The 13393-nt window shown below is 64.5% G+C and carries 15 protein-coding genes and 1 pseudogene; 7 read left to right on the top strand and 9 right to left on the bottom strand.

The features are described 5' to 3' along the window. The 4 genes from CH271_RS12815 to CH271_RS12800 are packed head-to-tail and all read right to left on the bottom strand — an operon-like array spanning nucleotide 1 to nucleotide 3325. A complete protein-coding gene (locus tag CH271_RS12815; protein ID WP_094633831.1) occupies nucleotides 1-747 on the bottom strand; it encodes an amino acid ABC transporter ATP-binding protein in 747 nt (248 codons plus the stop codon). Then, nucleotides 744-2234: an ABC transporter permease subunit gene (locus CH271_RS12810; protein WP_094633830.1), complete on the bottom strand. Its 1491-nt coding sequence runs from the start codon at nucleotides 2232-2234 to the stop codon at nucleotides 744-746. Before CH271_RS12810 ends, CH271_RS12815 begins: the two co-directional genes overlap by 4 nt. A 39-nt stretch (nucleotides 2235-2273) precedes the next feature. Continuing rightward, nucleotides 2274-2756, bottom strand: a complete 483-nt coding sequence (locus tag CH271_RS12805) for a RidA family protein (RefSeq protein WP_037190309.1) — start codon at nucleotides 2754-2756, stop codon at nucleotides 2274-2276. Between the two features lie 14 nt (nucleotides 2757-2770). After that, the gene (locus tag CH271_RS12800) at nucleotides 2771-3325 is read right to left on the bottom strand and encodes a histidine phosphatase family protein (RefSeq protein ID WP_094633829.1); all 555 of its coding nucleotides are present in this window, start codon (nucleotides 3323-3325) and stop codon (nucleotides 2771-2773) included. A 78-nt stretch (nucleotides 3326-3403) separates the two neighbouring features. On the opposite strand from CH271_RS12800, the gene CH271_RS12795 reads away from it, so the two are divergent. Beyond that, nucleotides 3404-4579, top strand: a complete 1176-nt coding sequence (locus CH271_RS12795; protein ID WP_037190305.1) for an acyl-CoA dehydrogenase family protein — start codon at nucleotides 3404-3406, stop codon at nucleotides 4577-4579. A 16-nt stretch (nucleotides 4580-4595) separates the two neighbouring features. Then, nucleotides 4596-5723: an acyl-CoA dehydrogenase family protein gene (locus tag CH271_RS12790; RefSeq protein ID WP_037190302.1), complete on the top strand. Its 1128-nt coding sequence runs from the start codon at nucleotides 4596-4598 to the stop codon at nucleotides 5721-5723. 72 nt (nucleotides 5724-5795) lie between these two features. On the opposite strand, the gene CH271_RS12785 is transcribed toward CH271_RS12790, so the two are convergent. Further along, nucleotides 5796-6605, bottom strand: a complete 810-nt coding sequence (locus CH271_RS12785; protein WP_094633828.1) for an alpha/beta fold hydrolase — start codon at nucleotides 6603-6605, stop codon at nucleotides 5796-5798. A gap of 158 nt (nucleotides 6606-6763) precedes the next feature. Here CH271_RS12785 and CH271_RS12780 point away from each other — a divergent pair, with 158 nt between their 5' ends. Continuing rightward, nucleotides 6764-7675 (top strand): phosphodiesterase, encoded by a 912-nt coding sequence (locus CH271_RS12780; RefSeq protein WP_094633970.1) that lies wholly within the window; start codon nucleotides 6764-6766, stop codon nucleotides 7673-7675. Here the strand turns inward: CH271_RS12780 and CH271_RS12775 are convergent. The 3 genes from CH271_RS12775 to CH271_RS12765 all read right to left on the bottom strand — a co-directional run bounded on the left by CH271_RS12775 (nucleotide 7672) and on the right by CH271_RS12765 (nucleotide 10365). After that, nucleotides 7672-9171 (bottom strand): stealth family protein, encoded by a 1500-nt coding sequence (locus tag CH271_RS12775; RefSeq protein ID WP_170945947.1) that lies wholly within the window; start codon nucleotides 9169-9171, stop codon nucleotides 7672-7674. The two genes, CH271_RS12780 and CH271_RS12775, sit on opposite strands and share 4 nt — an antisense overlap. Nucleotides 9172-9324: 153 nt before the next feature. Continuing rightward, complete coding sequence (locus CH271_RS12770; protein ID WP_094633827.1) at nucleotides 9325-9687, bottom strand: VanZ family protein; 363 nt, start codon at nucleotides 9685-9687, stop codon at nucleotides 9325-9327. Between the two features lie 9 nt (nucleotides 9688-9696). Further along, nucleotides 9697-10365 carry a class I SAM-dependent methyltransferase gene (locus CH271_RS12765; RefSeq protein ID WP_094633826.1) on the bottom strand — a complete coding sequence of 223 codons (669 nt, stop codon included), beginning with the start codon at nucleotides 10363-10365 and terminating at the stop codon, nucleotides 9697-9699. An 82-nt stretch (nucleotides 10366-10447) separates the two neighbouring features. Here CH271_RS12765 and CH271_RS12760 point away from each other — a divergent pair, with 82 nt between their 5' ends. Beyond that, complete coding sequence (locus CH271_RS12760) at nucleotides 10448-10921, top strand: phosphoribosyltransferase (protein ID WP_094633825.1); 474 nt, start codon at nucleotides 10448-10450, stop codon at nucleotides 10919-10921. Between the two features lie 100 nt (nucleotides 10922-11021). On the opposite strand, the gene CH271_RS12755 is transcribed toward CH271_RS12760, so the two are convergent. Beyond that, nucleotides 11022-11396: a hypothetical protein gene (locus CH271_RS12755; RefSeq protein WP_143546053.1), complete on the bottom strand. Its 375-nt coding sequence runs from the start codon at nucleotides 11394-11396 to the stop codon at nucleotides 11022-11024. Between the two features lie 525 nt (nucleotides 11397-11921). Between CH271_RS12755 and CH271_RS12750 the strand changes: the two genes are divergently transcribed. From CH271_RS12750 to CH271_RS12740, 3 genes and pseudogenes are all read left to right on the top strand, one after another. Next, nucleotides 11922-12524, top strand: a complete 603-nt coding sequence (locus CH271_RS12750) for an MspA family porin (RefSeq protein ID WP_094633969.1) — start codon at nucleotides 11922-11924, stop codon at nucleotides 12522-12524. Nucleotides 12525-12728: 204 nt separating this feature from the next. Next, nucleotides 12729-12995, top strand: coding sequence for a hypothetical protein (locus CH271_RS12745; RefSeq protein ID WP_256986398.1), 267 nt, complete (start codon nucleotides 12729-12731; stop codon nucleotides 12993-12995). 5 nt (nucleotides 12996-13000) lie between these two features. Next, nucleotides 13001-13393, top strand: a pseudogene (locus tag CH271_RS12740) (hypothetical protein); the annotation flags it as partial.

The raw sequence follows: 13393 nt of genomic DNA, 5'->3' as shown, positions 1-13393 counted from the left end.
CTACGCCAATATCCGCTGCAGGAATTGACGGGTCCGGGGCTCGGTCGGGTTCACCAGCACCTGTTCCGGTGTGCCTCGTTCCAGGACGACGCCGTTCTCGATGAACAGCACCTGATCGGCGACCTGCTGGGCGAAGCGGATTTCGTGGGTGACGATCACCATCGTCCAGCCCTGTGCGGCAAGGCCTTTGATGACGGCAAGAACTTCGCCGACGAGCTCGGGATCGAGTGCCGAGGTGGGCTCGTCGAACAGCATCAACTTGGGGCGAAGTGCGAGAGCTCTCGCAATTCCGACGCGTTGTTGCTGGCCGCCGGAAAGCTGGAACGGGTACTGGTCGGACTTGGCGTCGAGACCGATCTGATCGAGGATTGCGTGCGCGTCCCGAATGGCGTCGTCCTTGGCGCGCTTCTGCACGATCACCGGTCCCTCGATGATGTTCTGCAGCACCGTCTTGTGCGGAAACAGGTTGTGGCTCTGGAACACCATGCCGCTCTGGGCGCGGAAATGTCGGAGCTGCGCCGCGCTGACGGAGTCTGCGAAATCCACCGACACGTCCCCGATGCGGATGATGCCTGCGTCGGCCTGATCGAGTGCGTTCAGTGTGCGCAGCACCGTGGTCTTACCGGATCCGGACGGTCCGATGATGACGGTGACGGTGCCGGAGGGCACGGTGAACGAGATGTTCTTCAACACTTCGAGTGGTCCGAACGATTTCTTCAGTGCGGATACTTCCAGCAGGTCTGTCATTTGGCCACGTACCTGTCGAGTCGGACTTCGAGTTTGCCTTGGAAGAACGAGAGAACGATGCAGATCACCCAGTAGTAGAGCGCTGCAACTGTGTAGAGGGTGAAGAAGTCGAATGTCGGGGCCGCCGCGAGTTGCGCGACGCGCAGCAGCTCGGTCACCAGGATGGTCGACGCGAGCGAGGTGTCCTTGACCAACGAGATCAGCGTGTTCGACAACGGTGGTACCGCGGTGCGCAGTGCCTGTGGAAGCACGATGCGCTGCAACGTCGTTCGGTATCCCATCCCGATGGTCTGCGCGGCCTCCCACTGGCCCTTGGGCACGCTCAGGATCGCGGCACGGATCACCTCGGCCGCGTAGCCACCGACATTCAGCGAGAACGCGACAACCGCGGCCGGGAACGGCGAGATCACGATACCGAATTGCGGGAGCCCGTAGAAGATGATGAACAGCTGCAGCAGCAGGGGAGTACCGCGGATGATCGAGACGTAGAACCGGGCGACCGCGGCGAGCGGCGTGATCGACGAAATACGAGCGAGCGCAACCGCGAGAGCGATCACGAGTCCGATCACGAAGCTGATGGCGGTCAGCGGAATCGTCATGGTCACCGTGGCTTTGAGCATCGGCCACAGGTTGTCGAGAACCAGCTGTGTCTTCGAGGGCGCAGTCGAACCCTCGTCGTCGCTCACCGGGACCACGGTGTCGGCCGTCGGTGCGGCGACGTCGCTGCCGAAGTACTTGTTCGAGATCTCGGCGATGGTGCCGTTCTCGCGGAGTGTGTCGATGGCGGCGTCGACCTCGTCCATCAGCCCACTGTCCTTGCGAGCCACGAAGGATTGCAGGGTCGTGTCTCCGGTCTCGCTTGCGATCTTGACTCCGGTGTCGCCGGTCTGCTGCAGGTACTCGGCGATCGCGAGGGAGTCGTTGACGGTGGCGTCGACCCGGCCGTCCTTGACGAGCGTGACGGCCTGGACGAATCCCTCGACGGCTTCGACGTTCGCGCCCGCGTCCGCCGCGACCTCTGCCCAGTTGCTCGTCGAGGATTGGGCGGTGGTCTTGCCGGCCAGGTCGGCGAGAGAGGTGATGGTGGAGTTGTCTGCGGCGGTGAGGATCTGGCCTTCCGACACCGTGTAGGGCGTCGACAGGTCGTAGGCCGACTGGCGCGCAGGGGTGATCGAGACCTGGTTGGCGATGAGGTCGAAGCGTTGGGATTGCAGTCCGGCGAAGATCGAATCGAACGGGGTCTGCACGAAGTCGACGCGTACGCCCAACTCGGCACCGACGGCGTTGATGACGTCGATGTCGTAACCGGTGAGTTGTCCGTCGCCGCCCTGATAGCTGAACGGGCTGTAGGTGCCCTCGGTGCCGACGACCAGTACGCCCTCGTCCTTCACCCGGTCCAGCAGCGACTGCGATGACGAACTGCAGCCGGACAGCCCCAGGATGCCGATGAGGATCGCGACCAGAGCAAGAATCGATCTGCGCACCATCTGCGCCCGCTTTCGCCGTATGTACGAGTGGAGAAAAACCTACCCGTCGATCTCCAGTTCCGCTGACACCACGACGGTGTTGTTCATCGGCAGGGCTGCCACCCCGAGTGCGGTGCGGGCATGGGCACCGATCTCCGGACCGAAGATTGCGAGCACGAGATCCGAGAAGCCGTTGACGACCGTGGTGGTCTGAGTGAAGCCGTGGTCGGCGTTGACCGATCCGGTGACGGTCAGCCACGCGCTGATTCGATCGAGATCTCCGACGGCACGGGCGACGCTACCGAGGAGCGCCAGTGCGGTGTCGCGGGCGGCGTCGGTTGCGGCGTCGAGATTCACCTGTGACGGCACAGCGCCGAACGGGCCGGCCAGAGTTCCGTCCGGTGCCAACGGAGAATGCCCGGACGCGAAGACCCGGTTGCCGCGCACGCGCACCCATTCGAACGAGAACTCGAAACCGGGTGGGGCGGTCGGTTCACCGGGCAAGGTGAAGCCCAGTTCGGTGATGCGACGTTCGATCTCCATGGAGGAAAACTCTGTCAGACCGGGACGCCGTTGATGGTGCGAACGGTCCAGCGAGAACCGTCGTGTTCGAGGGTGGAGACGCCCGCGTTGAGGATGCGCGGCGAGTGCCGCCGCCGGATCGCGTCGAAGATCGCCCGGATGACGCCGCCGTGCGCCACGGCGATCACCGCGGAGTCCGGGTAACGCGCGGCGATGTCGTCGACGGCGCGCACGCCTCGGACGATCAGATTCGAGCGGGGCTCCAAGCCGGGGTACATGCCGTTCGGCCAGTGCGAATACGCATCCCAGTCGGTGAATCCTTCGGCCTCGCCGAAGTGCCGCTCGGCCAGATCGGGGAACTCGGCGGTGCGCGTCAGGCCGAGGTGCGCACCGATGATGTCGGCGGTCTCGGATGCTCGGATCAACGGTGAACTGACCAGGTGGTCCCACTGGCGGTACTCGAGTTCGTAGCCGGCCTCGCGGGCCTGAGCACGGCCGGTGTCGTTGAGAGGAATGTCCGACGAGCCCTGCAGACGCCCGTGCAGATTCCAGTTCGTTTCACCGTGCCGAACCAGTGCCAGAAGAGTCATAGTGAGCGGAGAATATCCCAGAGTTACCAGGGAGTACGGTCGATACGAAGATACGTGAACGAGCTTGGAGGATTGTCGATGAATCTTGCCCTGACAGAAGAAGAGGCCGCGTTCCGTGACGAGATGCGGACGTTCTTCACCACGAAGGTTCCCGCCGAGATTCGCGAGAAGAGCGCGACGGGTCAGGAGTTGAGCAAGGACGAGGTGGTTACGACCATGCGAATCCTCAACGAGAACGGCTTGGCGGTCCCACATTGGCCCGCCGAGTTCGGTGGCCGGGACTGGACCGCTGTGCAGCGCCACATCTGGCTCGACGAAATGCAGCTGGCGTCGGTGCCGGAGCCGCTGGCGTTCAACGCCTCGATGGTCGGCCCGGTCATCGCAACGTTCGGCTCTCAGGAGCTCAAGGAGAAGTTCCTGCCCAAGACGGCGAACCTCGACATCTGGTGGTGCCAGGGCTTCTCCGAGCCCGAGGCCGGATCGGACCTGGCGTCGTTGCGCACCACCGCCATCCGCGACGGTGACGACTACATCGTCAACGGACAGAAGACGTGGACCACGCTCGGCCAGTACGCCGACTGGATCTTCGCGCTCGTGCGCACCAACCCGGACGCGCCGAAGAAGCAGGCCGGAATTTCGTTCCTGCTCATCGATCTGAACACTCCCGGCATCGAGATGCGCCCCATCAAGCTGATCGACGGCAGTGTCGAGGTCAACGAGGTCTTCTTCGACAACGTCCGCGTTCCGGCCGAGAACCTCGTCGGCGAGGAGAACCAGGGTTGGAGCTACGCCAAGTTCCTGCTCGGTAACGAGCGCACCGGCGTCGCCCGCGCCGGACACACCAAAGTGCATCTGGGACAGGCGAAGAAGCACGCCGCGCAGACCAAGGTCGGCAGCGGCACGCTGCTCGAGGACCCGCTGTTCGCGGCCAAGATGGCCGAGGTCGAGAACGAACTGCTCGCCCTCGAGCTGACTCAGTTGCGCCTGGTGTCCAGCTCGGACGACGGCAAGCCGAATCCGGCGTCGTCGATCCTCAAGCTGCGGGGATCGGAATTGCAGCAGACCACGACCGAGTTGCTGATGGACGTTGCCGGGCCGGACTCACTGCCCTACGAGGCGGGCGAGGACATCGAGAGCGAAGGCTGGGCGCAGCGCTCGGTACCGGGGTATCTCAACTACCGCAAGGTGTCGATCTACGGCGGCTCGAACGAGGTTCAGCGCACCATCATCGCCTCGGCGATTCTCGGACTGTAAGGGAGCATCTGAAGACATGGATTTCGAACTCAACGAAGAGCAGAAGCTGCTGCGCGACACCACTCGTGAGGTGCTCACGCGGGCGTACGACACCGAGAAGCGCAACAAGATCGTTGCCGGCGAGCTGGGCTGGAGCACCGACGTCTGGAAGCAGTTGGCCGAGGTCGGCCTGCTGGGTCTGACGTTCAGCGAAGAGGACGGCGGCATGGACGCCGGTCCCGTGGAGATCATGGCAGTGATGACCGAGGTCGGACGACGGCTCGCGCCGGAGCCGATTCTCGACGCCGTGCTCGTCCCCGGAGGGTTGATCTCCGAACTCGGCAGCGCCGATCAGCGCGCGCGGCTCCTGCCGCCCGTCGCCGAGGGGTCGTCGATGTTGGCGTTCGCGCACAACGAATCCGGCAGCCGCTGGCCCAACATCGAGGTCGCGACCACCGCCACCGAGGACGGTGGATCGTGGTCGATCAACGGCGTCAAGAACCCGGTTCCGCACGGCGGTAGTGCAGACGTGATCGTGGTCAGTGCCGCGCTGCCCACCGGTGGAACAGGACTGTTCGTCGTCGACGCCGACGCGACCGGTCTCACACGCAAGTCCTACGCCACCCATGACGGTCAGCGCGCCGCGCAGATCGAATTCGTCGACGTCGCAGCCGAACCGCTCGGCACCGCCGAGAACGCCGCAGCGGCGATCACCGGTGCCGAGGTGCGTGCCCAGGCCGCACTGTGCGCCGAGGCGATCGGTGCCATGGAGGAGGCGCTGCGGCTCACCACCGACTACCTGAAGGCGCGCAAGCAGTTCGGGGTTCCGCTGGCCAAGTTCCAGGCGCTCACCTTCCGCGCGGCGGACATGTACGTGCTGCTCGAACTCGCCCGCAGCATGAGCCTGTACGCCACGATGTCGTTGGCCGACGGCAACGTCGACCCGACGATCGCCTCGCGCGCGAAGCTGCAGATCTCACGGTCCGGTCGCAAGATCGGCCAGGAGGCGATTCAGTTGCACGGCGGAATCGGCGTCACGGCCGAATATCCGGTCGGGCACTACACCAGTCGGCTGGTGGCCATCGAGCACACCCTCGGCGGTGCCGACGAGCACCTGCGCATCCTGGCGTCGAAGGTCGCCGATCACGATCTCATCGGGATCTGACGCTCGTCAGAACACTCCTCGGGCCCGGCCACCGTCGACAGGTGGCCGGGCCCGAGGTCGTTGTGCGAGGTGTCAGCTGCCCGAATCCGCCTCGGCGACAAGGTCGGCCACGGCAGCGGGGTTGGAAACCAGGATCGCGTGCGAACCCGGAACCTCGGTCACCTGGGCACCGGCGCGCTGCGCCATGAACCGCTCGGCCGATGCCGGGATGATCTGATCCTGCTGGGGGATCAACGCCCACGACGGCGTGTGTGCCCAGGACGGCGGACCGCTCGGCTCGAGCAGTGCTCCGGCGGCGATGGTCTTCTGATGCGCAGCCATCCGCGCGGCTTGCTCCTCGGTGACGTCAGGGGCGAAGAACGGCCGGAACAAGGCGGGCGTGATGTACGAGTCGACGTTCTTACCGATCAGGTTGGAGGAGTCGTCGACGATCGACAGGCCGATCACCGGCGGCACCAGCGCGGTCACCGGGAATCGGATGGGGTCGAGTTCCAGGGCGACGGGTTCGCCTTCGACCGGCATGAAGGCCGCGACGTAGACCAATGCCTCGACGTTGTCGGCGTGCACGTTGCTGATCACCGTGCCGCCGTAGGAGTGGCCCACCAGGATCACCGGACCGTCGATACTCTCGACCACATCGGTGACCGAGGCCGCGTCGACGGCCGGTCCGCGCAGTGAGTTGTCCGCAGTCACCACGGGGTAACCGCGGCCGCGTAGGTTCTCGGCGACGCCGTCCCAGCTGGTGTTGTCCGCGAAGGCTCCGTGCACCAGCACCACGGTCGGCAGCTCCTGCGCGGCGGCGGGCGCGACGCCGATACCGACCATCGACCCCACTGTCAGTCCGGCAGTTGCGAGAAGGGTGGTCAGCTTCGGTTTCGTCATGCTCTCAACCTGTCACACGCCGGATGTTCGTGCGGTGTTCACCACGTAGATCCGACCAGCTTTTTCTCAGTGAACGCTCGTATGCTTGGCTTGCAGCAGTGGCGTTCGCCCGGCCGGGTGAACGTGAAACGGTAGGTCCGATCGTGAGCGAGAGTTCGATGAAGTCTCGGATGGCCGAGTACCCACGTCCCCATCACTGCTTGCTGCATGTGAGCGACACGCATCTCGTCGACGGCGGAGGTCGGTTGTACGGCGGCGTGGACAGTCAATTGCGGCTCGAGCAGGTGATGACCGACGTACGCAACTCCGGTGTGCGGCCCGACGCATTGGTGTTCACGGGGGATCTGACCGACAAGGGTGAGCCGGGCGCGTACGAGAAGCTGCGGGCGTTGGTCGAGCCGGTGGCCGAGGAACTCGGCGCACAGATCGTCTGGGCGATAGGCAATCATGACGACCGGGCGACGTTCCGTCAGAAGCTTCTCGACGCAGAGCCGAGTGGCCAGTCCATCGATCGCGTGCACGACGTCGATGGCCTCCGTGTCGTCACGCTCGACACGACGGTCCCGGGAAGGCACCACGGCGAGCTCGGCGACGAGCAATTGGCCTGGCTGGCCGACACACTCGCGACGCCCGCCGAGTTCGGTACGATCCTGGCGATGCATCATCCGCCGGTGCCGACGGTGCTCGATCTCGCAGTGCTGGTGGAGCTGATCGATCAGCCGCGGCTGGCGGACGTGCTACGCGGAACCGATGTGCGGTCCATTCTTGCTGGGCACCTGCACTATTCGACGACGGCAACCTTCGCGGGTATACCCGTCTCGGTGGCGTCGGCCACGTGCTACACCCAGGATCTCAATGTGCCCGCGGGCGGATTACGCGGACGCGACGGTGCCCAGGGATACAATCTCGTCCACGTCTACGAAAACACCGTAGTCCATTCGGTGGTGCCCACAGGGTCGTACGACACTGTGGGAGAACCGGTCTCGGCGGAGGAGACCGCACGCAGGCTGAGTGCAGCGGGAGTCACCATCGCAGACAGTGCTCGCCGGAAGACGTTCAGCGACGCCTAGCGCTGTTCGCGTTCCCACGGCGCGACGATGGGGAAGTACTTGTCCAGGAACTGAGTCACGGTCCTGGTGCGCAGATCCAGGTCGACTTCCGGGAAGCTGCCGTCGTTGAGGCAGAAGAAGTCGACCGATCGCTTGGGGAGCAGCTTCTCCATCAAGTCGAGACCTGCCACGGACGTGGTGTCGATGTACCGAACCTTCGCGTCCTTCTGCACCACCGCGCGCCCGCTCATCAACGCGTAGTAGTGGTACAGCGAGTTCGTCACCGAGATGTTGGTACTCGCTCGGAATGCGCTCGCCGCAGTCGAGGCGAACTCGTCCGGAAACTCGTTTTCCATCTGCTGCATCACGCTGCGGCGCAACGGAGTTGCTGCATGTTCGAGATGCCGGGTTGTGGTCATCCCGAATCGGTCCTGCAGGATCCGACGGTTCACCCGCGCCGCGTTCTCGAAGCCGCTGCGGTCGGCGTCGCTGTAGCCCAACCCGATTCGCGTTGTCGCTTCGATGAACATACTGATTCCGCCGGGGGAGAAGAACATCGACGGGCTGACCGGTCGGCCGAAGAACATGTCGTCGTTCGAGTACAGGAAGTGCTCGGACAATCCGGGGATGTGGTGCAGCTGGCTTTCGACGGCCTGCGAATTGTGGGTCGGCAGAACGGAGGTGTCGACGAAGAAGGCCTCGCTCGGCACAAAGGTCACCTTGGGATGGTCGGCCAGCCACGCCGGCCTCGCCGAGTCGGTGGCCACGAAGATGCGCCTGATCCACGGTGCGTACATGTGAATCGACCGCAGCGCGTACTTCAGTTCGTCGATCTGCCGGTATCGGGCAGCCGAATCGTCGCCCTCACCGACGACGTAGTTCGCCATCCGCCGCGCACGCTGAGCCTGGAACTCTGCCGACGAGCCGTCGACCCAGGAGAACACGATGTCGATGTCGAAATTGATGTCCGACGCGTGGTCGGCGAACATGTTCTCGATGGTCGGCCAGGTTCGTCCGAAGCGTTCGACCGTGCCGCGGACGGCCTCGTCGGGCCGGATGTTGCGTCGGGTCAGCGAGTTCTCGATCGGCAGCACGATCTCGGCCGGGGAGAACGACCACAGCTCGATCTGCACCGCCGTCGACGCGCCGTAGTACAAGCCGCTGAACGGCTCGACGCGCGGTCGGTACAGGCGCACGATCCGTGCGTTCGCGGACGGCGACAGTGTGCCGTCGGCGACCAGTACTGCTTTCCCGCGGGCGTCGACGGTCTTGGAGTAGAACGGCTCGGCGCGGCAGGCGTGTACCAGTGCGGTGGTGAGCGCGTCTCGGGCAGCCAACTCGATGGCAATGACCGGGCGTTCGTCGTTGCCGCGAACGAGTAGGTACTTGATTCGCGCGGAGTCGAGCACGGCGCGGACGAACAGTAGATCCTCGACCATCGCCTGGTGTGGGGTGGTGGAGGTGATCGTCAGGGCGTAGCGGCCGTCGTGGCTGACCACGTCGGATCGTTCGCTCAGGCGTGCTGCGGATGCTGCTGATTCTCTGGTGACGGCATCGTTGGTCTCGTGCTCCGGTGGAACGAGGTAGATATCGTGCGGGGCAGAAGACGAGGTGATGGCGTTCCTTCCGGAGTGAACTCGCTGGCCGAGGAAACCCGGTGCAGAATCAGTCTAGTGCAGGTCCGCGGCTTTCCTGACGCGCTGCGGTAGAACCCGGCTCGCCGCGGCCAAGCCCACTGCGACGCCGAGTGCGTCGGCCAGAGCGTCGGCGACCGATCCGGAGCGTCCCAGAGGCAGGATCGCCTGCAGGACCTCCGAGATCGCCGCGAATGCCAGTACCCACAGCGCGGTCCTGACCCAGTCGATTCCGGCCAGTCGCGACGTATACGCGAGGGCCGCGAACAGTACGAAGTGGATGATCTTGTCGCTGTGCTGAAATCCCGAGGGCACCCCGGACGCGGGGGTGAACAGTACGATCAGCGCCACTACGAACGTGACGGCCAGTGGAATTCGATACGTCGACGGTGAGAACACCGCCCGAGTTTACCGGCGCTGCAGCACCACGACCGTGTCGATTCGCTCGTCGCCGTCGGGCGTGATGCGGGTGCGGTGTTCGGCGTGGATCACCTCGAACCCATCGCCGGCCGCAGCGACGACCGGTTCCGGTGCGAACAGTCGGTGCTTGGCCGGATGCTGTGAGGCGTGGCTGTCGCTGGGGCTGTGGCCGACGATCAACAGGCGTCCCTCCGGTGCGACCGCCGCTGCGAACCTGCGGGTGGTCAGTTCGAGTTCGTCCGGTGGCACCTGGAGGAAGTGCACCGACACCAGATCGAACGCTGCGGCCGGGGGAGTCCAGTCCAGAACGTCTTCCTGACGCCAATCCACCGCGAGTGTCTGCGGCTCGAGGGCCTGGTGTGCCGCGCGAGCGCGGCCGAGGGCGATGTCGGAGATGTCGACGCCGGTCACATGCCAGCCTTTACCGGCCAGCCACAGTGAGTCGGCACCTTCCCCGCAACCGATGTCCAGGGCGCGGCCCGGAGTCAGTGCGGACGCCTCCTGTACCAACACGGCGTTGGGATTTCCGCTCCAGATGGTGGTGCGCTGGTTGTAGAGGTCGTCCCAGAATGCTTCGTCGAAGGCACCGTTCTCGAAATCCGGCTCTGCGTGGGTCCGGTCGGTGGGATGAGTGTGAGCATGTGTGTGGTCGGCCATGGTTCGAGACTGCCCGCTGCCGGCCGTTGACGCAAACCTATTTGCCGTATCGGCAAAATTGCTGTGGGTAGAGTGATGCGGCATGACCGAACCGGAACGTGAAGTGCTGACGTGGGCGACGTTCGGAGACGCGTCGCGCGACCTGACAAAGAAGATCGTCGACGACGGGTTCGTTCCGGACATCGTCATCGCGATCGCTCGCGGTGGGCTCATCCCCGCGGGTGCGATCTCCTACGCGATGGGCGTCAAGGCGGCGGGCACCCTCAATGTCGAGTTCTACTCAGACATCGAGGAGACCCTGCCCGATCCTGTTGTCCTCGAACCGCTTTTGGACACCGACGCAATCGTCGGCAAGAAGTTGCTCGTCGTCGACGACGTGGCCGACTCCGGCCGCACGCTGGCTCTGGTCATCGACCTACTGAAGGCTCATACCGCCGACGTGCGGTCGGCTGTCATCTACACCAAGCCGAGAACTATTGTGCAGCCGGACTATTCGTGGCGCGAGACCGACAGGTGGATCAACTTTCCATGGTCCACGCTGCCGGTCATCACCTGAGCTGCCGGTCTGGACTACGGCGCCGTCGGGCCGGGGTGGTCGACGTGATCGATCGTGTCGGCCGGAGTTCGAAAGATCATCGGCGCACCGTGTTCGACTGCTACGTGTAGCCCCAGGTGTGGAATCTGGTGGCCGAGCAGTCTGGGCAATACTGCTCGTCGTCACCCGTGGTCCAGCCAGGTTCGGGCGCGATCATCGCAGCAACTCGGCGGCCGTCGTAGACGACCAGACCGCACCCGCTGCAGCCTTCGGTGCTGTGCTGGACGCCTTCTGTGCGGCCGGCGCGAGCTACGACCGTTCTGGCCAGAACGGTCACCGTGGCCGGAACGAGAAGGAAGGTCGCTGCGCAGCCTGCCGCTCTCAGCAACTGAGCACGCCTGCTGTGGGAATGATCGGCGTCGACGCTGCCGAATTCAGGTGTCGTGTCACCGTTGAAGCTGCCTCTCGAACTCGCACAGTGCATGCCCGCAGGCATCGCGGTACGACAGATAGTACATACGGTGCGTGGAGGGTGCCGCCTCGGAGCCGCGGCAAACAGCAGTTCTGTGAAGCCCGTCGAGTGGCTCGAAACCGACTCGCTGGGGAAGCGCGGCTTCGGACATTGCAGAGCGTGCCCTCGCAATCCCTACTGCGCCAGGGTTGCTGGAAATTTCCGTTCTCTATGGGTCGTCACCGTTCTGTGACTATGAGGCGCGTCACTCGCTGTGATGCGGTAAATCGCCTGGTCGTGCGTGTCCGGAGATGTTTCTGTCACGTCCGGGTGGGGGTGTCGCCGGCGTGATTCGGGTGTCGAAGGCCTGTCGTGGATGTGTGGGGTGTTGTACCGTCCCGGGCAGATCTTCAGTTATCTTTCAGCAATCATTGTGGTCGATGGAATCACCGAATCGTGTACGGAGACTCGCTCATGGAAACGATGGCACGCGCTACGACTGGTTCGGCGGTGCGGGGACGTGGCGTATCGAGGGCTTTGGCTGGTTGTGTGGTGGTGTCGGCGGCAGTGATGGTGGGTTCGCTTGCGTTCGCGGGCAGTGCGTCGGCGACGCCGACGCCGTTGGCCGACAAGTTCGCGAGCACGGTCACCGATGACGGCTGGACGTTGGATCTTACTGCCAGCAACTTGTCGGTGAACCCGGTTCCGAACGTGGCGACGACGGCGTTCACGCGGGAGGGGTTCGTCTCGGCGAAGGTCACCGGCACCATCACCGGTGCCGGTGGCACGGCGGTGAAAACCGGGTACATCGAACAGGGTCTGCAGATCGGGTGTCAGATCGATGTCTCCTCCGGACTCGGTGTGGGGCTCGGGTTCTCGTTCGGTCCGTCGGTGGGTGTGTCCATCTCGGGGGTTCCCTCGGCGAACCTCGGTGTCAACGCGTCGGTGAACCCGAGTATTCAGGCCACCATCGCGCCGGGAACGATCACCACGATTGCGCTGGGCACGAAGGATCTCGAGGCGTCGAAGGCCTCGATCACGGCGGAGAACGTGCATGTGAAGGTCGATGCGTGCATGGGTCCGGTCACGGTCCGCTCCTATGCGCAGTTCGCGGTGTCGACGGCGACCTCGGACAACAGTGTGTTCGTGTACTCCGACCCCACCTGGCTCTGACACAGCCCTGCGGCCCGGTCGACTATCTGACTCCGGCCACGGACAGTGATCGTTCGATTGACACCCACCGTGTTCGTCGACCGAGAAGTTCGACCCCACCGGGTTCGGTCCGGAAGCTCCATCTGCTCCGCCGCCCACCCCGGTAGACAAGCACCTCGTGTCCCGCATGCCGGTTGGCGGGGAAAGGAATTGAGGAATACTCCGATGACCACCACACCGCACGACCCGATGACCCCACCGACCCGCCACCACGGTGCAGCAGGCAACGAAACCTCGACGGCGGTGATCGCGACAGTGTTCGGGCTCGGGTTGCTGATTGTGGCGTTCGCGGTGATCGGACGCCTCGCCGGATGGGCTGCCGATCACGGGACGATCCTGGTGTATCTGGCGTTCTTCCTGTGGATGTCGATCGCAGGGCGGGTGTTCTGGTGGGGCGCAGACACACTCGTCGCCGAAGTCCGGAAGAAGTAGCGAGAATGATGCTGCGTAGGTCGGTGGCGGGAGTCCTCGCTGCCTGGGCATTGTTGTCCGGGACCGCTGCAGTGATCGGTGCCGCGATCGTGCTCACAGCAGGACCCGCCTCGGCAGGACCGGCGGAGGATTGTGCGGCGGTGCGGGCGCGGGATCATCAGATCTACCTGAACTTGATCGCCTCCCTACCACCGGGCTCTCCGATCCCACCCGAGTACGTCAACCCGTGCCTGACCGCCCCGCCCACGACCACGACTGCTCCGCCGACGAACACCGCCGGATTGCCGGGCGCGCAAGCACCCGGCGGTGGCCCGAACGTCGGAGCGAACGCGCCGACGAACTTCCCCACCTACAACGGCACCCCCATCGTCCCCGGCCCCGGCCCGGGCCCGGGCCAT

Origin of the sequence: Rhodococcus sp. 05-340-2 (genome assembly GCF_002258915.1) — a bacterium.
In the GTDB taxonomy this organism is placed as follows: domain Bacteria; phylum Actinomycetota; class Actinomycetes; order Mycobacteriales; family Mycobacteriaceae; genus Rhodococcoides.
This window is presented reverse-complemented; position numbering and strand designations above follow the sequence as displayed.